General features: G+C 72.3%; 25 protein-coding genes. 13 read left to right on the forward strand and 12 right to left on the reverse strand.

Annotation, left to right across the window (positions count from 1 at the left end; translation table 11 throughout):
* Window positions 1-10: 10 nt before the first annotated feature.
* Window positions 11-136, reverse strand: a complete 126-nt coding sequence (locus DB32_RS50130; protein WP_275935523.1) for a hypothetical protein — start codon at window positions 134-136, stop codon at window positions 11-13.
* Window positions 137-181: 45 nt separating this feature from the next.
* Here DB32_RS50130 and DB32_RS43555 point away from each other — a divergent pair, with 45 nt between their 5' ends.
* Window positions 182-517: a hypothetical protein gene (locus DB32_RS43555; RefSeq protein WP_053238575.1), complete on the forward strand. Its 336-nt coding sequence runs from the start codon at window positions 182-184 to the stop codon at window positions 515-517.
* A 175-nt stretch (window positions 518-692) separates the two neighbouring features.
* On the opposite strand, the gene DB32_RS43560 is transcribed toward DB32_RS43555, so the two are convergent.
* The gene (locus tag DB32_RS43560) at window positions 693-1,022 is read right to left on the reverse strand and encodes an HPF/RaiA family ribosome-associated protein (RefSeq protein ID WP_053238576.1); all 330 of its coding nucleotides are present in this window, start codon (window positions 1,020-1,022) and stop codon (window positions 693-695) included.
* Between the two features lie 61 nt (window positions 1,023-1,083).
* Window positions 1,084-1,785 (reverse strand): hypothetical protein, encoded by a 702-nt coding sequence (locus DB32_RS43565; protein WP_053238577.1) that lies wholly within the window; start codon window positions 1,783-1,785, stop codon window positions 1,084-1,086.
* A gap of 44 nt (window positions 1,786-1,829) precedes the next feature.
* On the opposite strand from DB32_RS43565, the gene DB32_RS43570 reads away from it, so the two are divergent.
* The 10 genes from DB32_RS43570 (at window position 1,830) to DB32_RS43615 (ending at window position 8,875) form a co-directional block, all read left to right on the forward strand.
* Window positions 1,830-2,336: a hypothetical protein gene (locus DB32_RS43570; protein ID WP_053238578.1), complete on the forward strand. Its 507-nt coding sequence runs from the start codon at window positions 1,830-1,832 to the stop codon at window positions 2,334-2,336.
* A 75-nt stretch (window positions 2,337-2,411) separates the two neighbouring features.
* Window positions 2,412-3,056 carry a Sec-independent protein translocase protein TatB gene (tatB, locus tag DB32_RS43575; RefSeq protein WP_053238579.1) on the forward strand — a complete coding sequence of 215 codons (645 nt, stop codon included), beginning with the start codon at window positions 2,412-2,414 and terminating at the stop codon, window positions 3,054-3,056.
* Complete coding sequence (gene tatC, locus DB32_RS43580; RefSeq protein WP_053238580.1) at window positions 3,056-3,916, forward strand: twin-arginine translocase subunit TatC; 861 nt, start codon at window positions 3,056-3,058, stop codon at window positions 3,914-3,916. The genes tatB and tatC overlap by 1 nt, the downstream gene beginning before the upstream one ends.
* A complete protein-coding gene (locus DB32_RS43585; protein ID WP_053238581.1) occupies window positions 3,913-4,341 on the forward strand; it encodes a response regulator in 429 nt (142 codons plus the stop codon). Before tatC ends, DB32_RS43585 begins: the two co-directional genes overlap by 4 nt.
* Before the next feature lie 430 nt (window positions 4,342-4,771).
* Window positions 4,772-5,446, forward strand: coding sequence for a hypothetical protein (locus DB32_RS43590; protein WP_053238582.1), 675 nt, complete (start codon window positions 4,772-4,774; stop codon window positions 5,444-5,446).
* Between the two features lie 162 nt (window positions 5,447-5,608).
* Window positions 5,609-6,148: a periplasmic heavy metal sensor gene (locus DB32_RS43595; RefSeq protein ID WP_053238583.1), complete on the forward strand. Its 540-nt coding sequence runs from the start codon at window positions 5,609-5,611 to the stop codon at window positions 6,146-6,148.
* A gap of 35 nt (window positions 6,149-6,183) precedes the next feature.
* Complete coding sequence (locus DB32_RS43600; protein WP_053238584.1) at window positions 6,184-6,411, forward strand: hypothetical protein; 228 nt, start codon at window positions 6,184-6,186, stop codon at window positions 6,409-6,411.
* A gap of 33 nt (window positions 6,412-6,444) precedes the next feature.
* A complete protein-coding gene (locus DB32_RS43605; RefSeq protein ID WP_053238585.1) occupies window positions 6,445-7,143 on the forward strand; it encodes a response regulator transcription factor in 699 nt (232 codons plus the stop codon).
* Entirely contained in the window at window positions 7,136-8,464 is a 1,329-nt protein-coding gene (locus tag DB32_RS43610; protein ID WP_053238586.1) for a HAMP domain-containing sensor histidine kinase, read from the forward strand. The genes DB32_RS43605 and DB32_RS43610 overlap by 8 nt, the downstream gene beginning before the upstream one ends.
* Window positions 8,465-8,500: 36 nt before the next feature.
* Window positions 8,501-8,875 carry a VOC family protein gene (locus DB32_RS43615; protein ID WP_053238587.1) on the forward strand — a complete coding sequence of 125 codons (375 nt, stop codon included), beginning with the start codon at window positions 8,501-8,503 and terminating at the stop codon, window positions 8,873-8,875.
* A gap of 4 nt (window positions 8,876-8,879) precedes the next feature.
* On the opposite strand, the gene DB32_RS43620 is transcribed toward DB32_RS43615, so the two are convergent.
* From DB32_RS43620 to DB32_RS43645, 6 genes are read right to left on the reverse strand one after another with little or no spacing between them, the layout of a single operon-like run.
* Entirely contained in the window at window positions 8,880-9,416 is a 537-nt protein-coding gene (locus tag DB32_RS43620) for a P-loop NTPase family protein (protein WP_053238588.1), read from the reverse strand.
* 13 nt (window positions 9,417-9,429) lie between these two features.
* Complete coding sequence (locus DB32_RS43625) at window positions 9,430-10,440, reverse strand: NAD-dependent epimerase/dehydratase family protein (RefSeq protein WP_053238589.1); 1,011 nt, start codon at window positions 10,438-10,440, stop codon at window positions 9,430-9,432.
* A complete protein-coding gene (locus DB32_RS43630; RefSeq protein ID WP_053238590.1) occupies window positions 10,437-11,282 on the reverse strand; it encodes a lysophospholipid acyltransferase family protein in 846 nt (281 codons plus the stop codon). The genes DB32_RS43625 and DB32_RS43630 overlap by 4 nt, the downstream gene beginning before the upstream one ends.
* A gap of 42 nt (window positions 11,283-11,324) precedes the next feature.
* Window positions 11,325-11,939, reverse strand: a complete 615-nt coding sequence (locus tag DB32_RS43635) for a GNAT family N-acetyltransferase (protein ID WP_053238591.1) — start codon at window positions 11,937-11,939, stop codon at window positions 11,325-11,327.
* The gene (locus DB32_RS43640; protein ID WP_053238592.1) at window positions 11,936-12,409 is read right to left on the reverse strand and encodes a PD-(D/E)XK nuclease superfamily protein; all 474 of its coding nucleotides are present in this window, start codon (window positions 12,407-12,409) and stop codon (window positions 11,936-11,938) included. The genes DB32_RS43635 and DB32_RS43640 overlap by 4 nt, the downstream gene beginning before the upstream one ends.
* Window positions 12,410-12,454: 45 nt before the next feature.
* Window positions 12,455-13,195: a DNA-methyltransferase gene (locus DB32_RS43645; protein ID WP_240481333.1), complete on the reverse strand. Its 741-nt coding sequence runs from the start codon at window positions 13,193-13,195 to the stop codon at window positions 12,455-12,457.
* Between the two features lie 93 nt (window positions 13,196-13,288).
* Between DB32_RS43645 and DB32_RS43650 the strand changes: the two genes are divergently transcribed.
* Window positions 13,289-13,699: a thiol-disulfide oxidoreductase DCC family protein gene (locus DB32_RS43650; RefSeq protein WP_053238594.1), complete on the forward strand. Its 411-nt coding sequence runs from the start codon at window positions 13,289-13,291 to the stop codon at window positions 13,697-13,699.
* Here the strand turns inward: DB32_RS43650 and DB32_RS43655 are convergent.
* Window positions 13,696-15,621 carry a hypothetical protein gene (locus DB32_RS43655; protein ID WP_053238595.1) on the reverse strand — a complete coding sequence of 642 codons (1,926 nt, stop codon included), beginning with the start codon at window positions 15,619-15,621 and terminating at the stop codon, window positions 13,696-13,698. The two genes, DB32_RS43650 and DB32_RS43655, sit on opposite strands and share 4 nt — an antisense overlap.
* Before the next feature lie 86 nt (window positions 15,622-15,707).
* Between DB32_RS43655 and DB32_RS43660 the strand changes: the two genes are divergently transcribed.
* Complete coding sequence (locus DB32_RS43660) at window positions 15,708-17,276, forward strand: hypothetical protein (RefSeq protein WP_157070396.1); 1,569 nt, start codon at window positions 15,708-15,710, stop codon at window positions 17,274-17,276.
* 12 nt (window positions 17,277-17,288) lie between these two features.
* On the opposite strand, the gene DB32_RS43665 is transcribed toward DB32_RS43660, so the two are convergent.
* Window positions 17,289-19,025, reverse strand: a complete 1,737-nt coding sequence (locus tag DB32_RS43665) for a pectate lyase family protein (RefSeq protein ID WP_053238597.1) — start codon at window positions 19,023-19,025, stop codon at window positions 17,289-17,291.
* Window positions 19,026-19,063: 38 nt separating this feature from the next.
* Window positions 19,064-20,536, reverse strand: a complete 1,473-nt coding sequence (locus DB32_RS43670; protein ID WP_053238598.1) for a hypothetical protein — start codon at window positions 20,534-20,536, stop codon at window positions 19,064-19,066.
* Window positions 20,537-20,615 lie beyond the last annotated feature (79 nt).

Genomic DNA, 20,615 nt, shown 5'->3' on the forward strand with positions numbered 1-20,615 from the left:
TCATCGCGCCTCACACTCCGCGCGTCGTGGACGCGATGGCCTGCACCTCGGCGCGACAGCCGAGCGCTGGCGACACGCGCGCGTCCAGCGCGAAGAGAAGATCGGTGCGAACGACGCGCTGCGTCGGGATCGGCATCGCGGTTGCTCCTCCCGGGACCGTACAGAGAGGAGAGAACCAAGAATGCGGAAGCACCTGATGATCGGGATCCTGTCTGGCCTCGCCCTCGGCGCGCTGAGCGCGTGCGAGTCGCCGCGCGAGAACGCGATCGACACGCAAGAGGAGGCGCTCGACGAGCGCATGGAGGCCCAGGAGCAGCAGCTCGAGCAGGAGCGCGAGCAGCGCGAGCAGCAGCTGGACACGCAGCAGCAGCAGCTCGACCGCGAGCTCGAGCAGCGCCAGGAGGCCCTCGAGCAGCAGCACGAGATGGAAGAGCAGCGCCTCGAGCAGACCGAAGAGGGCGTCGAGGAGCGCGAGCGCAACGTGCAGGAGCTCGAGAACCGCCCGATGGCGGAGTGATCCGACGAGCAAGGCTTCGTTCACACGAGCAGTCGCCGCCCCCCCGACGCTCGTGACCCCACGGAGCCGCGGAGATCACGCCAGCCCCCCTGGGCGTGATCTCCCTCGCACGCCGCCTCGCCCACGTGCCGCGGAGGGATGGTACGTGGGCGGGGCGGGCCGCGCGGGCGCTCGCTCAGGCGCCGCGACGCATGCGATTGCGCTCGACCACCTGGCGGCGAAGCGCGTCGACCGCATCGCGCAGCGCGACGTACGGATCTTCGTGCGAGTGATCCTCGCCGCTCTCGCGGCTCACGACGAGCTCGTCCCCGGGCACCGCGAGCCGCACCGTGATGCGGTGGATCGTGCCGTGACGATGGCGCTTGTCGGTGGGCTCGATCACGACGTGGCACGACGTCGCGCGCGGCTCGATTTGGGCCAAACCCTCGAGCTTCTCGCGCAGCAGAGACTCCATCGCCTCCGACGCGTCCATGTCGCGGAAGTGGATCTGCACAGGCATTCGCATGACCGGGAGGTATGCGCGCGCGGACGGGTCGCAACCGCGCCGCTCGGGCCGGTGATCCCGATCAGGTCGCGCGGCGCTCTGCGGCGCGCGTCGCGCCCGTGACGTGCTCGTCGTCGTCGTGCTTCGCGTCGACGCGGACCTTGGGCACGTCCTGCGCCACGCGATGACGCACGAGGCGCTCGATCTCGTTCGTCAGCCCATCGAGCTCGCGCGCGCGTGCGTTCGCGGTGCTCTCGTACCCGGCGCGAACGAACGCGTGCACCGCGCCGATCCACAGCGGCACCGACACCAGCGCGAGCACCGGATCGACGAGCGCGAGCAGCGGCGCGATCACCGCGGCACCGCCCGCGCCCGCGCCACCGACGATGCCGCCGAAGAGCCCGCCCGCGAGCGTTCCGAGGCGCTCGAGCACGCGCACCCGCGTGCGTCCTTCGCGCGAGGTCACGATCACCTCGACGATGCGCTGTCGCGCCGGTGGACCGAGCCGCCACGTGAGCGTGTGCCCGACCGACTGGCCGTCCCCGATCGCGCCGAACGCGGCGCGGAGCGTCTCGAGCACTTCCTCGTGCGCGCTCGCTGGCAGCGCGCCGTCGATCTCGCGCTCCTCGATCAACACCAGCGGCGCGCCGAGCAGACGCTCGCCGGTGGTCGTCGTCCGCAGCGGCGCGCGGAGGTGCGCGCGCTCGCGACGAAGCTCCGCGTTCTCGCGCTCGAGCTGCTCGATGCGCGCGCGCAGCGCGTCGTTCTCGTCGCGGTACGCCACGCGCGATCGATGATGCCACGCGCACGCTACCATCGCCCGCTGCGATGTCGGTCCCCTCGGCGGACGTTCCGCAAGCCGCGACGAAGCTCGGTCGCATCCGCGCGACGATCGAGGTGCTCGCGCGCGCGCCGTCGACCGGCGACGACGTCGCGACGCACGCGGGCATGGCGCGGAGGCACGCGCACTACCAGCTCGCCGCCGCGCGCGCGCTCGGATGGGCGACGCGCGAGGGCGCGCGACGTCACGCGATCACCCGCGAAGGCCGCGCGCTGCTCGCCACCACGCCGGGCTCGGCGGCCGAGGTCCGACGCTTCGTGCGTGCGGTGCGCGCGAGCCCGCTCGTGCAGGCGCTCTCGCAGGGGATCGATCCGCGCGCGCCCGATCTCGAATTCGCGATCGCGGATCGCATCGAGCGCCTCACCGCGCCTCCGCTCGCGAAGGAGACCGCGCGCGAGCGTGCGCGGACGATCGCGGCGTGGGTCCGCCTCGCCGCGAGCCCCCAGGAAGCGCTCGCGTTCGCGGCCGGTGTCGCCGCGGAGGACACCACGTAGGTCTGCGCATCTGGGCAGGGCGGGGCCGGAACGCTCCGCGGGAGAGCCGAATTCTGCTACACCGTGGCCTCCGCCATGTTCGGAATCGGGTTCGGCGAGATGGTCGTGATCGCGGTGTTGATCCTCATCGCGGTCGGGCCCGACAAGCTCCCCACGATGGTCAAGACCGTGGCGAAGACGTACCGGCAGTTCCGGCGCGCCGCGAACGAGATCCGGGCGAGCACCGGCATCGACGATCTGCTGCGCGACGAGGAGCTGCGAGAGCTCGCGGAGCTGCGGAAGCAGAAGCTGCTCGCGATGAGCCAGAAGCCCGCGCCGAAGCCGGTCGCGCCCGCGGCCTCGGCGGCCGCAGCGTCCTCGGCCGCCGCGTCCTCGGCCGCCGCGTCCTCGGCCGCGCTGGCGTCGTCGGGCACCGCCCCCGCGAAGCCGATGGTCTCGGCGCACGCACCGCCGCCGCCCCTCGAGGACGAGGCGCCGGTCGCGCCGGTGCCGGTGGCGGCGCCGATGGGCGCGTCGTCGGCGGCCGCATCGAGCGGGGGCGCGCGCGGGCTCACGTACAAGCAGCGCACGATGGAGATGCCGCTCGACGGCGTCGACCTCTCGGAGATCCAGCACGCGCTCGCGGCGAAGCCGTTCCCCGAGACGCGAGACGCGAAGTCGGTCGACGAGAGCGCCGCGACGCTCGCTGCGATCAAGGCGAAGGCGAGCGGAGAGGCGTGATGGGCAAGCCCGCGAAGACGGCTGCGCTCGAGAAGAAGATCGGCGACGCGTCGGACCCCGAGGACGACGTCGAGATGACGTTCTTCGAGCACCTCGGCGAGCTGCGCAACCGCCTCGTCAAGGCGCTCTGGGGGCTGATCCCGGGCGTCGCCATCGCGTGGGCGTTCAAGGAGCGCATCCTCGATCTGCTCACGCGCCCGCTCGTGCAGGCGTGGCGTCAGCTCGGGCTGGGCGATCCCCAGCTGCACTTCGCGAACCCGATCGATCCGTTCGTCGCGTACATGAAGATCGCCTTCGTGTGCGGGCTGATCTTCGGGAGCCCGTGGCTCTTCTGGCAGCTCTGGCAGTTCATCGCGCCGGGCCTGTATCGAAGCGAGAAGCGCCTCGCGCTGCCCTTCGTGCTCGCGTCGACGATCTTCTTCGCGGGAGGATCGTTCTTCGGCTACCTCGTGGTGTTCCCCGCCGCGTTCGAGACGTTCCTCGGCTTCGCGGGGATGCTCCCGGACTCCGAGCTCCGCATCCAGCCCACGCTGATGATGTCGGAGTACCTCGACTTCTCGGTGCGGATGCTCCTCGCGTTCGGAATCACGTTCGAGGTCCCGGTGGTGATCACGTTCCTCTCGTTCGCGGGGATCGTGAACTGGAAGCAGCTGCTCGGGTTCGCGCGGTGGTGGATCGTGATCTCGGCGGTGATCGCGGCGCTGCTCACGCCGCCGGACGTCGGCTCGCAGCTGATGATGCTGGTGCCGTTGGTCCTGCTCTACTTCGTGTCCATCTTCCTCGCCTGGGTCTTCGGTCCGAAGCCGCCGCCCGCGGTGGTGGAAACGGCCGCGACCGGGGACGACGACGAGGTGGAGTGAACCGAGTACCGCTGGCCGAGCGCTGTCCGATCCTCGTCGTCGACGACGACGCAGACGTGGTGACGCTCGCGCGGAAGGTGCTCGAGCACGCGGGCTGGCTCGTCGAAGCCACGACCGATCCCCGGCACGCGCTGGAGATCGCGACGCGTGTGAAGCCGTGCCTCGTGCTCGTCGACCTGATGATGCCGCACATGGACGGCGAAGAGCTGCTCTGCGCGCTGCGCGCTGCGTTCAGGGGCGACGCGATGCCGAAGATCGCGCTGATCAGCGCAGCCTACTCGCGCGCCGAGGTCGCGAAGCGGCTCGAGGTCGACGCATCGCTGGCGAAGCCGTTCGACCTGGACGACCTGCGCGACGTCGCGGTGCGCTTCGCGAGCGCCCACCGCGACCGCCCGACCAGCCGCCCGCCGCCTCCGTCCCGCTGAATCAGGTGAGTGCGCGTGGTGGGGCTCGGATGCGCGTGATGCGCGCGCCCGAAGAGAATTTTCGAGGAGAGCAGGCGCGTTAGGAACACCACGTCGCCGTGCGCGTGGTGAGGCTCGGATTTGCGCGTCGTGCCCGAGTCGGGTTTTCGGGCGGAGCAGTCGAAGCTCGGGTCGTCGCGCTGCCTGCCGACTCACCGCGTGCGATCGCCGCGAACGGATCGCTTCGTCCGAGCGCTCCGCGTGCGGTGAGTCGACAGGAAATCCCGATGACGTGGCCTTCCTAACCCTCCTGCTCTCCTCAAAAATTCTCCGGCTCTCCTCAGCAGGCGCGCGGATCGTCGGACGGCGCGCGACGGCGATCGCACCGGACACCGCCGTTTTCTTGGTGTTCTCCGCGGCCTCCGCGAGAGTCCCGCGCACGGAGGACCTCATGGATCGCAACCACACACGCGTCCTGGCGGCCGCCGCGCTCTGCGTCGCCGCGCTCTCGTTCGCGCCCCGCACCGCGCACGCCTACGACGTCAACGGGCTCGCCGTCGGCGCCGACGTCTCGCTCGGCGGCCCGAGCGGATTCGCGCTCTCGGTCGGCCTCGGCCGCCTGGAGCTCGACTTCATCCTCGGGCTCTCGCTCAACCTGCCCGAGGGCGGCGTGCTCACGCCGAACTTCGGCGGCGCGGCGGGCGTGTTCTACACGCTCACCGACGCGACGCAGACGAACCTGCAGATCGGCGGGCGCATCGGCGTGCTCGTCGACAGCCAGAGCGTCGCGGGCGAGCTCGACACGAACGCCGCGTTCACGATCGAAGCGGACCTGCGCGTCGAGCACCGCCTCGACGATCACTGCGTGATCAATTTCCAGGTCGGCATCGGCACCCAGATCTGGCCCGACGACTCCGACTTCGGCACGCCGCAGCCCGACTTCGTCATGGGCTTCGGCAACACCGGTCTCGTGGGCGGCGCCGGGTTCCGCTACTACTTCGACGCGCTCGGCACGACGCCGGCGTTCGCGCCCGCGCCCGCCGCGTCGGCGCCGCCGCCGCCCGCGGTGCAGTCGTCGGTCGAGCCTGCTGCGGCGCCGGCCGAAGATCGCCCCGACTGGGAGTGATCGACCGCTGATCGCGCGACGAAGCCGGCCTCGCTGACGAAGCGAGCGCCGGCTTCATGTTTCTTCACCGCGGTCCCCGGCGTCGCTCAAACATCGCACCGCATCTTCGTTCTCCGAAGGCGATGCCCGCATCGTGCGTGGCCGCCCACGGAGGACGCGACGATGTTGGGATTCCTGGTCGGAACTGCGTGTCTGATCGGTCTGGTGAAGGTGGTCCGCGGTGGCGGCGCGTGCGGGCGCGGCTTCGGCCATCACCGTCATGGCTGGCACCACCACGATCATCACGGCTGGGGTGGTGGTTGGCGCCGCGGCGGCTGGGGCGGCGGGTGGATGCGCGGGCTCTTCGAGCGGCTCGACACCTCGCCCGGTCAGGAGAAGGTGATCAAGCAGTCGGTCGAGGAGATCTTCGCTTCGACGCGCTCGCTGCGCACCGAGCTCGACGACACGCGCCGTGACATCGCGGCCGCGCTGCGCGCCGGCATCGTCGACGAGGTGCAGATGGGCGAGCTCTTCGCGCGCCACGACGAGAAGCTGCGCGAGGTGCGCAAGGCGATGGTCGGCGCGCTCGCGCGCGTGAGCGACGCGCTCGACGAGACGCAGCGCAAGCAGCTCGCGGATCTGATCGACCGTGGCCTCGCCGCGGGCGGCGGCTGGGGTCGTTTCGGCGGCGGGCCGTATCGCGGCCGCAGCGACTGGGCGTGAGCGAGAGACCTTCTTCGAGACGAGGAGAGATCACGATGTTCTTCGGACGAAAGCTGCTGATCGGTCTGCTCGCGTTCGGCACCGTCGCTGGGTACGCGAGCGGCTTCGCGAGCTTCGCGCACTGCGCGCGCCGCGGGCACGAGGCGCGTCGCGACGCGTTCGAGGCGCACGTCGCCGACGTGTGCACGCGCGCCGCGCATCGCGTGTACGAAGGTGAGCGCCACGAGGCGCGCCACGACGCACGCTGGGCGCACAGCGAGTAAGATCGAGCGCGTGACCGAGGCGGGCCTCCACCGATGATCCGGGTGCTCCTGATCGACGACGATCGACGGCTCTTCGAGCTGCTCGAGACGTATCTCGCGCAGAACGGCGTGACGCTCGCGTATGCGCCCGACGGGCCCAAGGGGCTCGCTGCGCTCGGTGGAGGTCAGAGCGGCGCGTACGACGCCGTGCTGCTCGACGTGATGATGCCGCAGATGGACGGGCTCGAGGTGCTGCGCCGCATCCGGGTCGAGAAGGGCGCGCTCCCGGTGATCATGCTGACGGCGCGCGGTGACGAGACCGATCGTGTGGTCGGCCTCGAGCTCGGCGCGGACGACTACGTGCCGAAGCCGTTCTCGCCGCGCGAGCTGCTCGCGCGCCTGCGCGCCGTGATGCGTCGTGGTCGCCCCGAGACGAGCGATCAGCGCATCTCGGCCGCGGGCATCAGCGCGGATCTCGGCACGCGCGAGGTGAGCGTCGACGGGCGCGTCGTCGAGCTCACCGGGCTCGAGTTCGACATCCTCGTCGCGCTGCTCAAGCGCGCGGGGCGCGTCATTCCCCGCAACGCGCTGCTCGCGGAGGCGGGGCGCGACGACGTCGTGGTCGGCGAGCGCACGGTCGACGTGCACATCTCGCGGCTGCGCAAGAAGCTCGGCGACGATCCGCCGCAGCGCATCAAGACGGTGCGCGGCGTCGGCTACGTGCTCTCGCGCGAAGGCGTCAACGGTGCGTGAAGAGCGCTGCAGGCCCACGCCGCCGCCCTTCGGTCGCGGGCTGACGTACTGGGTCCGCGCGAAGCTGCATCGCCGCATCTTCGCGTGGTTCGGCGCGTCGATCGTGATGACCGGCGCGAGCGTGTGGCTCGTGCTCTCCCTCGCGTCCGCGCCCTATCGCGGCTGGCACGAGGACTGGGAGCGGCTGCGCCACTTCGTGGGGCACCAGTACGCGGTGGTCTGGGACGATCCCGCGGCGCGCGACGAGCTCGCGCGCACCACGTCGGATCAGCTCGACGTGCAGGTCGTGCTCGAGGACGCGCGCGGGCACGAGCTGTCGCGCTTCGGCGCGCGCGAGTGTCGTCATCCGCGCTTCGAGGCGCCGGTGATCCGCGGTGGGCGCGAGGTCGGCCGCGTCGAGGTGTGCGCGGAGCGCGCGGCGCCGCGGCCCGGATGGTTGCTCATCCTCGGCGTCGTCGTCGCGTGCGGCACGCTCTGGGCGGCGTCGGGCGTGATCGCGCGGAGGTTGGTGCGCCCGCTCTCGCACGTGGTGCAGGTCGCGCGCGACGTGGGCACGGGCAAGCTCGGATCGCGCGTGCGCATCGGGCACCACCGCACCGGCGAGCTCGGCGTGCTCGCCGACGCGATCGACGACATGGCGGCGCGCATCGAGAAGCAGCTGCGCGATCAGCGCGAGCTCCTCGCGGCGGTGAGCCACGAGATCCGCACGCCGCTCGGGCACATCCGGATCCTGCTCGAGACCGCGCGCGACGGAGCGGAGCGCGGCGAGCCGCTCGGGACGAAGACGTGCGACGAGCTCGAGCGCGAGGTGCTCGAGATCGACGATCTGGTGGGCGAGCTGCTCGCGAGCTCACGATTGAGCTTCGACGCGATCGAGCGACGCCCGCTCGAGGCGCTCGATCTCGGTGCGCGCGCGCTGGAGCGCGCCGGGCTCTCGATCGATCTGCTGGAGAGCGACGAGGAGAGCGTGCCGTTCGACGGCGATGCGACGCTGCTCGGGCGCGCGCTCGCGAACCTGCTCGAGAACGCGAAGCGACACGCGGGCGGCATCGTGCGCCTGGTGATCGAGCGCGACGTGCAGGGCGGCTTGGTGTTCGCGGTCGACGACGACGGGCCGGGGTTCGCGGGCGACGAGATCGAGAAGGTGTTCGATCCGTTCTATCGCGGCGAGCGACGCGCGGGCGCGAGCGCGGGATCGCTCGGGCTCGGGCTCTCGCTGGTGCGGCGCATCGCGCAGGCACACGGCGGTCGCGCGTGGGCCGAGAACCGTCGGGGCGGCGGGGCGCGCGTCGCGTTCCGGGTCGCGCCGCGACAAACCTGACATCATGCTGACAGAGGTCCGCTCCACGATGCTCGCATGAGCAAGTCGAAGAGTGTGATCACCTGGTTCGAGATCCCCTGCGCCGACCTCGATCGTGCTGCGCGCTTCTACGAGGCGATGACCGGCACGAAGCTGCGCCGCATGGAGTTCGTCGGCGTTCCGCACGCGATGCTCGCGTCGTCGGAGGACGTGGACGTCGGCGGCGCGCTGGTCGCCGATCCGAACAACGCGCCGTCGGGCAAAGGCACGGTCGTGTACCTCGACGCGCGCGGCGAGCTCGACGCGTGGCTCGAGCGCGCGCAGCGCGCGGGCGGGACGATCGCGCTCCCGAAGACGTCGATCGGCGAGATCGGCGAGATCGCGTTCGTGATCGACACCGAGGGCAACCGCGTCGGGCTGCACACGCGCTGATCGGTCACCGGCGGAGGTCGTGCACGAACCGCGCGACCTCCGCCGGTGAGCGCAGTCGATGCAGCGTGAGATGCGTGGGGGCGGTCTCGAAGAGCGCGTCGTAGCGCGCGCGGATGTCGTCGAAGCGCGTCCACGCCCAGAGCACGACGTTCTCCTCGGGCTCGCGGCTCGCGAGCGCGCGCCACGACTCGCGGTTTCCGTTCCACAGCTCTTCGCGCGTGATCACGCGGCGGAGGCTGCGCGCGACGAGCCGGCGCATGACGAGCCCGCGCGGCAGGTCGAGCCACACGACCGTGTCGGCGCGCCGCTGCACGACATCGCCGAGCTTCGAGACGTACTGACCGCACACGACCCACGCGTCCGACGCGTCGAGCCGAGCCTCGACCCGCGCGCGGAATTCGGGCGTCGGAAGCGGGCGCCAATCGGCCTGGTGGTGGATCGCGTCGAGCTCGACGTGGGGGAGCGCGAGGCACGACGCGACCGTGCGCGCGAGCGTCGTCTTGCCCGCGCCGGACGAGCCGACGATCCACACCCGGCGCATCGACGCGATCGTGTCACGTCGGCGGCGTGACGCGCAGCGTGTCGTCGACGTGCACGCGCGGGGTCGGCTTCGTCGTCTCGTCGGCGGGCGCGGTCCAGCGCACCCGTTGCTGAGGCTCGTAGCCCAGCTCGCGCTTCGCGCGCGCGCCGTCGAGCACGCCGCTCCACCGGAAGCGCCGGCGGTTGAGCGACCACTCGAACTCGGTGCCGCGCACCCGCGCGCGCGCCGTGTAGAGCGGACCGATCAGCGACGCGCCGATCGGGATCGCGATCCGCTTCGCGTACGCGATCGCCGCGCTCAGCGGGAGCACGTCCGCGCCGGGCACGTTGAACACGCCCTGGGCGCGCGATCCGAGCGCGAGCTCGGTGGCGCGCGTCGCGTCCTCGATCGAGATCACGTCGAGCATCGGATCGTGCCCGATGGGCCGATAACAAACGCGCGACGAGAGGTAGTCGAAGAGCTGGCTGCCGCACTCGGGCGCGAAGGTCTCGGCGAGGCGCAGCACCGCGATCGAGAGCGGTGAGAGCCCCATGCGCACGCACACCGTGAGGTCCGCCTCGACGCGATCACGCACCCGCTGCGGCATCTCGGGGCCCATCTCGATCGGATGATCTTCGCCGATCAGCGCGGGCAGCTGCGCATCGACGCGATAGATCTCCGCGGACCCGACGTACACGAAGCGACGGATCGTCGGGTGGCGCTCGGCGAGCTGAAGCATCTCGCGCGTCGCGTCGACGTTCAGCGCGTGCACGCGACGGCCCTCGGCGCGCACGCTGCGGTGATGCGCGGAGTGCACGACGGCGTCGATCGCGAGATCGCGCGCGGGACCGAAGAGCAGCTCGCGCACGTCGCGCGAGCGCGTGAGGTCGAGCGGCAAGTAGTGCAGCCGTCGATCCTGCACGCCGGGCCACGTCCGCTCCGCGGCGACGGCGAGCACCGTGGTGCCGTCGCGCCGCGCGAGGAGGCGCTCCACCAGCGCGCGACCGAAGAGCGTCGTCGCGCCCGTCACCAGCACGCCGGTCATCGGAAGATCCCCTTTCGCTCGCGCAGTCCCTCGTCGACGAGCGCCTGCACCGCGGCCTGCACCTCGCGCGCGAGCGTTCGTGCCGCGGCGGGATCGTCGGCCTGTCGCGCCGAGAAGCGCCCGCGCGGATCGATCGGCGCGCCGTAGCGGATGCGGTAGCGCACCGGCAGCGGGATCGGCGTCGCGGGGATGGGCAGGTAGGGCGCGCCCCACGCGTGGAACGACTCGATGCGCGCGAGCTCGGGCCACTGCTCCTCGGACCCGATGATGCCGACCGGCACGATCGGCGCACCGTGTTGGATCGCGAGCTCGGCGTGGCCGACGCGGAACGGGCGCAGCTGGTAGCGCTCCGCGAAGGGCTTCGCGATCCCGGGCACGCCCTCGGGGAAGATGCCGAGGAGCTCTCCGTCGTCGAGCAGGCGGTCGACCGTCCCGCGCGTGCCGCCGACCACGCCGCTGCGGCTGAACGCGGTGCCGACGAACGGCAGTCGCGGCACGAACGTGTCGGCGACCATGCGCGCGACGCGCGGCGGGCTCGTCTGCCGCAGCACGTCGGCCCACAGCATCATTCCGTCGAGCGGCAAGAGGCCCGCGTGGTTCGCGGCGAGGATCGCAGGGCCCGTGCTCGGGACGTGCTCGGCGCCGCGCGAGTCCACGCGGAACCACACGTCGTAGAGGAAGCGTGTGGTCGCGGCCGAGAGCTTCACCGAGTCCGGGTGCATGCCCAGCCGGTCCCAGCCGTGCCCTGCATCGCGCAGCTGCAGCCCGGCGAGGCGCTCTCGCTGCGCGGCGGGCAAGAGCGCGCGCGTCACTGCGCGCGAGACGTGGCCGGCGAGGCTCATGTCCCTCGCACGTGCGCACCGACGTGTGATCGCGCAATCCGGTCACGCTCGCGGGGCGCGACGCATCATCCACGCCCGCAGATCCCCGAGCGCCGGGATCGTGACCTCCTCTGCGATCTCGAACCCGTGCCGCTGGTAGAGCAGCACGCTCTCGCGGCGATCGGTCTCGAGGTACGCCAGCATCCGCGCCTGGTCGGCGCGCGCACAGAACGCTCGCAGCAGCGCGCTTCCGACGCCGCGTCCCTGCACCGCGGGCTCGACCCCGAGCACCCAGAGGTAGAAGTGCGGCTCCCGCGGATGGAACGGATGCACCTCGTGGTCGTATCGCGCGTAGCGCCATGCGCCGCGCACGCCGGTCCCGAGCGCGCCTCCCGCCATCCACGGATACACGCTCGCGCGCAGCGGCCATGCACCCGGCGCGAACGAGAGCTGCGCGCCGACGATGCGCTCGCCCTCGCGCACGACCTCGATCGTCCCCGCGCGGCGCGCCGCCTCGACGAGCCCGCGGTTGAGCCACGCGACGCGCGAGAGGCGTGTATCGCGATCGCAGAACGAGAGGCACGCCCTCGCGACCGGGTTCTCGGAGAACGCACGTCCGAGCATCTCGCCCGCCGCGCGTCCTTCGTGATCACGCATCGCCTCGATGCGCCAGCTCATGCCTTCTTCCCGATCGTGAACGGCGACTTTCCGCGCACCACAAGGTCCCACCACTTGAAGGTCATCGCGAGCGCCGCATCGAGCTCGCGCGTCTGATCGCTCGGCGCGAGCGAGTCTCCGTCGGGCTCGCAGTACGCCGCGAGCGGCGAGGCGCGCAGCATGTGCAGGATCCCACCGCTCCAGCCCTTGCCCGCGTAGACGAGGCACACCGGCATGTCGAGCTGCTCCATGTCGGCGAGCGCGTAGGGGATCTTCTCGTCCGCAGTGCCCGCCGTGTCCTGGTACTTGCACTCGAGGCCCATCGCGACGCGCGTCTGCTCCTCGAGGATCAAGATGTCGAGCCGCCGGTTCTTCCCGATGATCGTCTTGCCGAGATAGACCTCGCGATAGACCGTGATCCCGCGGTGCCCGAAGTTGTGCACCACGTACGACGCGATCAGGTTCGCGTACTGCGTCCCGGTGAGCGGCATGCGTGCCGCGCTTACCACCCAAAGCTCGAGACGTCACCGCGAGCGTCAGAACGCCAGGAGCGTGCGCGGGAAAGGCGGCGCCCCGAGCCGCGTCGCGCCCGTCGTCCCCAGCCGCTCCTCGGCGATCGCGAGCGCCTTCTCGCTGATGTCGTTGCCCCAGAACGATCGCCCGACCTCGATCGCCGCGAGCCCCGCGGAGCCGGTGCCCATGAATGGGTCGATGACGATCTCACCCGGCGCGGTGCTCTGCTCGATCAGCACGCGGTTCACGCGCACCGGCTTCTCGGTGGGATAGCCCCGGTGGATGCGCTTCTCCACGATCACGTCGGAGATCCCGAGGTCGTTGAGCCGGCGCTTCCCCTTCTCGAAGAAGAGGATCATCTCGTACGTCGACCGGTAGTGGTAGCCCATGCCCATCGTCACCTTCGACCAGATGAGCGGCTTCCAGAACTTGAACCCGACCTTCTCGCCGACCGGCTTGGCGTGGAACGCGGTCTCCTGATCGCAGAAGAGATAGAAGTGCGTGTTCTTCCGCATCACGCGGTGCACCTCGCGGAAGAGCTCCTCGAAGCGCGCGTTCGGGAAGACCGTGAACCAGTCGTTGCTCGACGACTTGCTGTGCTTGAGCCGCGTCGTCGTGCCCACCGCGCGGTGCTTCTCGAGCGACTCGTACGGCGGGTCGGTCACGACGAGATCGACCGACGCGTCCGGCAGGCCACGCAGCCACGCGACGGCATCGAGCCGGCTGAGCCAATACGAAGCGGTCGGAACGGCGGCCTCGGGCACGGGGTCAGGCATTAGCACGGGGGCCTCGTCGCGCCCTCGGGTCTCGGACTGACGTGTTGCCGGCGGCCCCGGCCGTCCTCAGGATCGCAGGGCGTGACCTCCGATCATCCGATCGTGCTCTTCGACGGAGTCTGCAACCTCTGCCACGGCGCGGTGCAGTTCATCGTCGATCGCGACCCGCGCGGCACCTTCCAGTTCGCGTCGCTGCAGTCGGAGCGCGCCGCCGCGATGCTGCGCGAGCACGGTCGCACGCCCCCCGAGGGCGATCCCGAGAGCGTCGTGCTGCTCGAGGACGGGCGCCTCTACGAGCACTCGACCGCGGCGCTGCGCATCGCGCGTCGTCTGGGCGGGCTCTGGCCGGTGCTCTACGCGTTCGTGATCGTCCCGCGCTTCGTGCGCGACGCGGTGTATCGATTCATCGCGCGCCATCGATACCGATGGTTCGGCCGCACCGAGCAGTGCCGCGTCCCCACGCCCGAGCTCCGCGCGCGCTTTCTCTCCTAGGTCCCGCAGGCGCGCACGATCGCGATCGACTCGCGACAGAGATCCGAGCTCACGCAGTCCTGCTCGCAGGTGCCGGTCAGCGTGAAGCAGTCGGGCGAGATCACGCACTCGAGATCGGCGCCTCCGCCCGTGCACTCGGCGCTCCCATCGCGCGCGTGCGCCGGGCACGTCGACACGGTCGTGCAGTCGGTCGGCGGGCGGCACTCGAGCGAGCCCGAGTCGCGCACCCAGCGCGCCGAGCCGGTCGCGCACACGCGATCGACGTAACACGCGCCGGTGCGGCCGCGCGCGGGATCGGGGCTCACGTCGCCGGCGCGGACGCGCAGCTCGTCGAGCGTGCCGCGGAAGGGCTGGTGCACGCCGGGCGCGCCCGCCGCGATCCGCAGCGCGCCGCGGCCGCGCGCCGGCATCTCGCACGCCGGGGTGTCGTCGCATCCGATGCGCACGCCCTCGCGCGCGAGGCAGAGGCGCGGCGTCCGGTGATCGACGAGCACCTCGATCTCCTGCGGGCGCACGTCGAAGTCGACGATCGGATGCGCCTCGTCGATCACCTCGAGCGCGGGCGTCGACGGATCGCCGCCGCACGCGCCCGCGGTGACGCGGAGCCGCCTGCCCTGGATCATCACGCCGAGATCTCCGTCGGCCTGCCAGAGCAGCGCGTGCGGGAGCGATCCTCCGTAGCTCTGCTCCGCGCTCCACCACAGCTCGACGGTCGCTGCGCCGCCGTCCTCGGGGAGCGCAGCGCTGCGCTCGAGCCAGCGCGCACCCTCGAACACGATCGCGCTCCCACACGCCGCGCGCGGCGAGAGGTGCACCGCCGCGGTGAGATCACCGCCCCACGCGAGCTGCGCGTCGAGGCGCGTGCCCGGACGATCGAAGAACGCGCGCGCGATCGCCGGCTCGTTGCGCCACCACGCGATCGGGCACGGCGTCACGTCGTCGGTGAACCCCGACGAGAGCAGGCGCGCCTCCGAGCCCTCGCCCGCGACGAGCTCGATCATCCGCCGCACGCGTACGACGCGCGCGACGTCGGTCCGCATGTCGCCGAGCGCCGTGCCGGTCGCGAGCAGGTAGTCGTCGTACCGATCGACGTGATCGCAGCGCGTCGTCTCGCGCCCGGTCGCGTCGCACGCATCGTCGTCGCCGGGCGTGGCGCCGTGCACGTACGCGCGCCGCGCGATCACCGCGCCGCTCGCGTCGAGCGCCTCGAGCGCGAAGATCGCCGCGCCGCCTGCGACGTCCAGCTCGGGCACCAGCGCGGTGTGCGAGACGCTCTCGTCGAGCGCGAGCTCCTGGTACGCGCGGACCCAGCTGCCCGCCGGCGCGCCGCGAAGATCGATCTCGAGCGCGTGACGATCACCCCACACGATCGCGCCGACGCGCGTGTCGACGTCGGTCAGCCCGCTGCTCTCGATGCACCAACCGTCGAGCCCGGGCCGGACCGTTCCGTCGCCGGGATCGCTGCAGCGCGACGTGCCGCCGTCGGCGCCGGCGTCCACGCCCGCGTCGATCGGCGTCTCGTCGCCTCCGTCGGGCGGCACGCTCGCGCCCGCGACGCACACGTTGCGTCCGTCGCGCGCGTCGCACTGCGCGCCGCGCGCGCAGTCGTCGTCGTCCACGCACGTCGCGCGGCATCGCTCCTCGCCGCACACCAGCGGCTGCGGGCACTCCGAGTCGTCCTCGCATGCGTCCTGCGGCAGCGTGCAGACCCCTGCGCCGTCGACGAGCACGCACTCGCTCGCGAGGGGACAGTCGCGCTGCTCGACGCACTCCGAGCGGCACCGCCCGAGCACGCACGCGAACGGCTCGGGGCACTGCGAGGTGCGCTCGCATCGCGATCCGAACTCCAGGTCTCCCGGGCAGCCGACCAGCGTGACGAACAGCGTACAGACGAGGACCGCGAGCCACGGACGGAGCGACATCGCTGGCAAGGGTGAGGGCAGGGCGCGCCCCGGCAAGCGGACGCGTGCTCGTCGCGGAGATGCGGCCGCTCGTCTACCCTGGTGTGGTGCGCGCGCCTCCGCTCTCCGCGTGGCTCTCCACGTCGCTCGGGCTGGCGCTCGCGCCGCTGCTCATCGGCCTGCCGCTGCTCGCGTCGGGCGTGGGCGAGCTGCTCGCGTGGGGTCACGACCTGCCGCTCGGTGCGGCGCTCTCGTCGCAGCGCCGCGCTCGCGCGGGCGCGGTCGCGATCGTCGTGCTCGCGCCCGCGGTGCTCTTCGGGCTCGTGCTCGGTGCCGTGATCGTCGATCCGATCGAGCACCTCGTCGGCGACGACGATCGCGCGGCGGCGGTCGTCGCGCTGCTCGCGCCGATGATCTCCGCGCTGCTCTTCGCGCCGTTCGTGCTCGCGCCGTCGCTCGTGCTCCGCACCGTCGGGCCCTCGCTGGCAGTGCGCGCGATCGAGCTCGCCGCGCACGTCGGGGTCGGGCGCACGCTGGTGCTCGGCGCGATGCTGGGCGCGCTCGGCGCGCTGCCGTTCGCGCTCGCGATCGTCGGCGCGTTCGTCGACGAGGCCGTCGCGGTGCTCGCGGTGCCCGTGGGGGTCGTCATCGACGTCGCCCTCGCGCCGTGGGCCCTCCGCGCCATCGCGCGCACCGCGGATCGGGCGCTCGCGTCGATCGACGACGCCGCGCGCTCCGCGGCCACGCTCTCCCGGCTCGGCCGGTTCGCGATCGCGCCGCTCGCGCTGCTCGTCGCGACGATCGTGCTCGCGCTGAGCACGCCGCTCCCGCTCCGCGAGGATGGGCCGATCGTCGGCGGCACGCCGACCGAGCGCGCGCCGTGGATCGTGCCCGGGACCCGCGTGCACATCGCGTACGACTGGCGCTGGGTCGACGTCACGCGCGAGGACGGCGCGAGCGAGCACTACTACGTCGGGCCCTTCCTCTCGATCGATCGTGCCTCGGCGCGCCATGCGACGCGCGATGGGCGCGAGGTGATCGTCGTGCGGCTCGGCAACGACTATCACGAGTCGTGCGAGCTGGTGATCGACCCCTCGGGACGCCGCGTCGACGACGGGCTGCGCGATCGCATCGAGCGGCGGCTCCCCGCGGGGATCGTCGCGCTCTTGGTGCTCGCGTGCTCGCTCGGCGTGGTGTTCGCGGCGCGCAACGGGCGCGCGCAGGCGCGGGTGCGAGAGGTGCTCGCGGTGCTGAGCCCGGAGCGCGAGGGCGAGCTCGTGCGCGGCGTGCTGCGGACGCGCGGCTCGCCCGTGCTCGTCGGTGCTCGCGGTGTGCACGCCGCGGGAGGCGCGTGGATCGAGGCGGACGGCGGCGCGCTGCGCATCGCGCTGCCCGACGAGCCGGTCGCGGCGGTCGCGATCGATCCGACGCTGCCGCCCGCGCTGCTCGAGGGCACGCCGGTGCTGGTGCGATCCCACGGCGCCCGCCTCGGCGGCGTCACGCTGCGCGACGCGCACACGCCGTGGCCCGCGGGCGCGCTCGCGGTGTGGGGCGATCCCCAGCGCGCCGCGACCGCGCACGTGCGCGCGCTGTTCCCGTCGCTCACCCGGCTGGGCCTCGCGATCGGCGTGCTCCTCGTGATCACGTCGCTCGCGATCGCGATCGAGATCGTTTGAGCTCCAACGATCTCAGATCGCTTCGCGCCGCAGCCGATCGCAGAGCTGCGCTTCGTAGAGCGACCCCGGCAGCAGCGTGCCCTCGTCGCGCTCGAAGTGCCCCGCGGGCCCGTCGAACGGCCCGTCGCCGGTCACCGTGCCGACGGTGCCGATCGCGTAGTTCTGCCCGAGCGGAGGGCGCTGCACGACGGCGCGCCGCCCGCCGACGTCGTAGCGCCACAGCACCGAGTGCACCGACGACCAGCCGTGCAGCGTGCCGTAGTCGCCGCGGTTGTAGAGCCCGACGACGATCTGCGTCGCGGGCGCGGTCTCCACGATCGAGTCGAAGAGCAGCCCCTGCGACCAGCGGCGATGCCCCTCGCTCGACGCGCGCGCGCCGCTCGAGCGACCACGAAGGAACACCACGCCCGAGACCTCGGCGATCCCGTTCGAGACGAAGTGGTGGCGACCGCCCTGCGCTTCGACGTCTTCGAAGAGCACCTGCTGCGCGCCGCGCTCCACCGCGAAGTTGTACATGCGCGAGCCGGTCACGATCGCGACCGGCTCGATCGCGCGCACGTCGCGCACCGTCACCCGCGTCGACGCGGTCACGCGCACGCCCGCGAAGCCGAAGTGCAGCGCGGTCACGTCGCGCACCCACGCGTCCTCCGCGCCCACCACGCCGATCGCGCTCCACGCGTGATCTTCGTCCTCGCCGCCCGCGGTCTGGATGTCGATGCGCAGCGACTCGACCCCGACCTCGCGCGCGACGTCGGGCCCTTCGATCACCGACAGCGTCGAGACGCCGTGCGCGCGATCGAGCGTGTCGAACACCGGCACGTCGAGCGTCACGTCGCGCCCGTCGATCGCGTGCACGTAGCGCAGGTGCACGAGATCGATCTCGCCCGCGGTCCACGCGCTGGATCCACCGCCGCCGCCGAGCGCGCCGATCCACGCCGACGTCGACGGACGGCGCAGCAGCACCGGATCGCCGACCGCGAGGCCCGACGCGTCCTCCACCTCGATCGTGCGAGCGCCGACCAGCACGCGCTCGGTCGTGACGTCCACGGTGCTCCCGCTGCGCAGCCGCGACCACGCGTTCGACGCGCCGCTGCCGACGACGATGACCGTGCGCTGGTGCGGCGTGTCGCCCGTCGCGCGGAGGATCGTGTCGCTCGCCGCATCGCTGCCGTCGCCCGCGCCGCGCAGCACGATGCCGCTCTCCTCGATGCGCAGCGTGCCCGCGATCTCGTAGGTGCCCGCCTCGAGCACCACCGCGCCGCGCTCCGCGAGCGGTCGCACCGCGACCTCGTCGATCGCGGCCTGGATGCGCGCGGTGTCGTCGCCGTCGCCTGGCGCGACGCGCTCGACCTCGGGCACCTCGGGCAGCGCGACGCCGCCGTATCGATAACCGGCGTAGCCGAAGTCCGGCACGCGATTGCCCTGCGCATCGCTCGCGTACTCGAGCCGCCCGTCGTCGCCGTAGAAGACGCGCGACGACTGCCACGTGCCGCTGCGATCGGCGGGCGGGAGCGCGTCGCAGAAGGCGGGCAGCGTCGGGCCCGGCGTGGTGCCGCCGTCCTCGTCGCGCGTCGCGCCGTCGGGCGGGCTCGGCGACGCGTCGGGCTCGCTGCTCGACGCGTCGGCGCGCGTGCTCGCATCGCGTGGGGCGCTCGCGTCGAGCTCGGTCGTCGCTCCGTCGTCGCCGCAGGCGAGCAAGGTCACGACGATCGCGAGCCAACCCAGGACGGTGCGGATTCGGAGGGCCACGTCGGACAGTGGGCCCTCCGTCCGCGCTCGGGTCAATTTCACTCGGCGGCGGGCAGGACCTCGAGGCGCGCCTCGGCGCGCGCGGTGCGCACGCCGTCGTCGACGACGATCTCCACCGTCGTCGTGCCCGGGCCGGGCATCCACACCTCGAGGTCGCGCCCGATCGCGCCCATCGCGCTGTCGCCGAAGCGCACCGCGCGCACCACCGGGAGCGCCGCGCCTTCGACGTCGATCGTGAAGCGCGCGGGCTCGCCGCTGCGCACGACCTCGGGCGCGCTCGCCCGCACGACCAGATCGCCGCTCGGTCGCACCGGCTCCGCCGTCACGCCGCCGCACCCGAAGCGCGCCACGCCGCTCGACGCGCCGACGATGAGCCCGTCGTCGACGAAGCGCAGCGCCATCGCGACCGGCGGTCCGAACCCCGACCCGTCCTCGCGTCGGTCGAAGGGCATCGCGAGCTCCGCGGCGATCGCGCCGCTCGCCGCGTCGCGCACCACGATCGCGCCCTCCGTGTCGACGTGCGCGATCCACGCGCCGGTCGGCGAGAGCGCGACCGCCGACTCGATGCTCGGCAGGTACGACACCGGGTTCGCGATCGCCATCCCGACCTCGATCGGCTCGCCGATCGGCTGGAGCGTCGTGGTGTCGAACCGCCGCAGCACGCCGTCGCGTCCGGTCACCGCGAGCACGCGCTCGTCGTCCGAGATCGCCGCGTCGAGCACGTCGAACGCGAGATCCAACGCGAGCGGAGGACGCGCGTCGCTCACCGCGACCACCGTGCTCACCCCGCCGCGCGCGAGGTCCACGCGCGCGATCACGTTCGCGGGCGTGCGCACGTCGTCGATCCACGCCGGTCCTCGCGGTCGCAGACCGATCACGAGCGCCGCCGTGCCGCCCGCGAGCGCGCGCAGCTCGGTGCGCCGCGGCCAGAGCTCGCTGCACCCGAGCGGCAGCGTCACGTCGTCGATCGCGCCGCTCGCGAGGTCGACGCCGCGCAGCCGCGCGTGGGTCGCGTCGCCCGACTGATCGCAGTCGAGCACCAGCGCGCGCGCCCCGTCGTCGCTCAGCCGCGCGATGGTCTCGCCCCACCAGCCCTCGCGCGTGTCGGCACCGCTCGCGATCGTGCGCACCGTCGCGCCCGTCGCGAGCTCGCGCACGATCACCTCGCGCGTCTCCGGATCGACGATGACCGATCGCGCCCACGCGGCATCGATCGGCGGTGAGCTCGTCGTCGCGATCTGCGCGCCGTCGCGCATCCGCACCACGTCGCCGCCGAAGCCACTGCCGCGCATCAGCAGCGCGTCACCCGGCGCGACCTCGAGCGAGACGGGATGGAAGCTGCCGTGGAGCCCGGGATCCTCGCTCACCCACGCCACGTCGAGCGAGCTCGGCGCGCACGCGAGATCGAGCGAGACGGCGGGCGCGGGGAGGGGCGCGGGATCGGCGGTCCCGCTCGAGTAACAGCCGGTCAGCGAGAGCAGCAGCGAAGTGAAGAGCAGGGGCCTGTGCATCGAGTCGGACCTCCTTCGTCGCTGGTCAGACTGCCGATTGCCGTCCCATAGCGCTCATACCGATTCCTCATCGGAGCCA

Origin of the sequence: Sandaracinus amylolyticus (genome assembly GCF_000737325.1) — a bacterium.
In the GTDB taxonomy this organism is placed as follows: Bacteria; Myxococcota_A; Polyangia; order Polyangiales; family Sandaracinaceae; genus Sandaracinus; species Sandaracinus amylolyticus.

Excerpts from the sequence above, each read along its gene's own strand:
- tatC (WP_053238580.1), top strand. The coding sequence starts at position 3,056 with ATGGGCAAGCCCGCGAAGACGGCTGCGCTCGAGAAGAAGATCGGCGAC.
- DB32_RS43570 (WP_053238578.1), top strand. The coding sequence starts at position 1,830 with ATGTCGGTCCCCTCGGCGGACGTTCCGCAAGCCGCGACGAAGCTCGGT.
- DB32_RS43600 (WP_053238584.1), top strand. The coding sequence starts at position 6,184 with ATGTTCTTCGGACGAAAGCTGCTGATCGGTCTGCTCGCGTTCGGCACC.
- DB32_RS43555 (WP_053238575.1), top strand. The coding sequence starts at position 182 with ATGCGGAAGCACCTGATGATCGGGATCCTGTCTGGCCTCGCCCTCGGC.
- DB32_RS43595 (WP_053238583.1), top strand. The coding sequence starts at position 5,609 with ATGTTGGGATTCCTGGTCGGAACTGCGTGTCTGATCGGTCTGGTGAAG.
- DB32_RS43625 (WP_053238589.1), bottom strand. The coding sequence starts at position 10,440 with ATGACCGGCGTGCTGGTGACGGGCGCGACGACGCTCTTCGGTCGCGCG.
- DB32_RS43630 (WP_053238590.1), bottom strand. The coding sequence starts at position 11,282 with ATGAGCCTCGCCGGCCACGTCTCGCGCGCAGTGACGCGCGCGCTCTTG.
- DB32_RS43640 (WP_053238592.1), bottom strand. The coding sequence starts at position 12,409 with ATGCCGCTCACCGGGACGCAGTACGCGAACCTGATCGCGTCGTACGTG.
- DB32_RS43560 (WP_053238576.1), bottom strand. The coding sequence starts at position 1,022 with ATGCGAATGCCTGTGCAGATCCACTTCCGCGACATGGACGCGTCGGAG.
- DB32_RS43615 (WP_053238587.1), top strand. The coding sequence starts at position 8,501 with ATGAGCAAGTCGAAGAGTGTGATCACCTGGTTCGAGATCCCCTGCGCC.
- DB32_RS43635 (WP_053238591.1), bottom strand. The coding sequence starts at position 11,939 with ATGAGCTGGCGCATCGAGGCGATGCGTGATCACGAAGGACGCGCGGCG.
- DB32_RS43620 (WP_053238588.1), bottom strand. The coding sequence starts at position 9,416 with ATGCGCCGGGTGTGGATCGTCGGCTCGTCCGGCGCGGGCAAGACGACG.
- DB32_RS43590 (WP_053238582.1), top strand. The coding sequence starts at position 4,772 with ATGGATCGCAACCACACACGCGTCCTGGCGGCCGCCGCGCTCTGCGTC.
- DB32_RS43605 (WP_053238585.1), top strand. The coding sequence starts at position 6,445 with ATGATCCGGGTGCTCCTGATCGACGACGATCGACGGCTCTTCGAGCTG.
- DB32_RS43670 (WP_053238598.1), bottom strand. The coding sequence starts at position 20,536 with ATGCACAGGCCCCTGCTCTTCACTTCGCTGCTGCTCTCGCTGACCGGC.
- DB32_RS43655 (WP_053238595.1), bottom strand. The coding sequence starts at position 15,621 with ATGTCGCTCCGTCCGTGGCTCGCGGTCCTCGTCTGTACGCTGTTCGTC.
- tatB (WP_053238579.1), top strand. The coding sequence starts at position 2,412 with ATGTTCGGAATCGGGTTCGGCGAGATGGTCGTGATCGCGGTGTTGATC.
- DB32_RS50130 (WP_275935523.1), bottom strand. The coding sequence starts at position 136 with ATGCCGATCCCGACGCAGCGCGTCGTTCGCACCGATCTTCTCTTCGCG.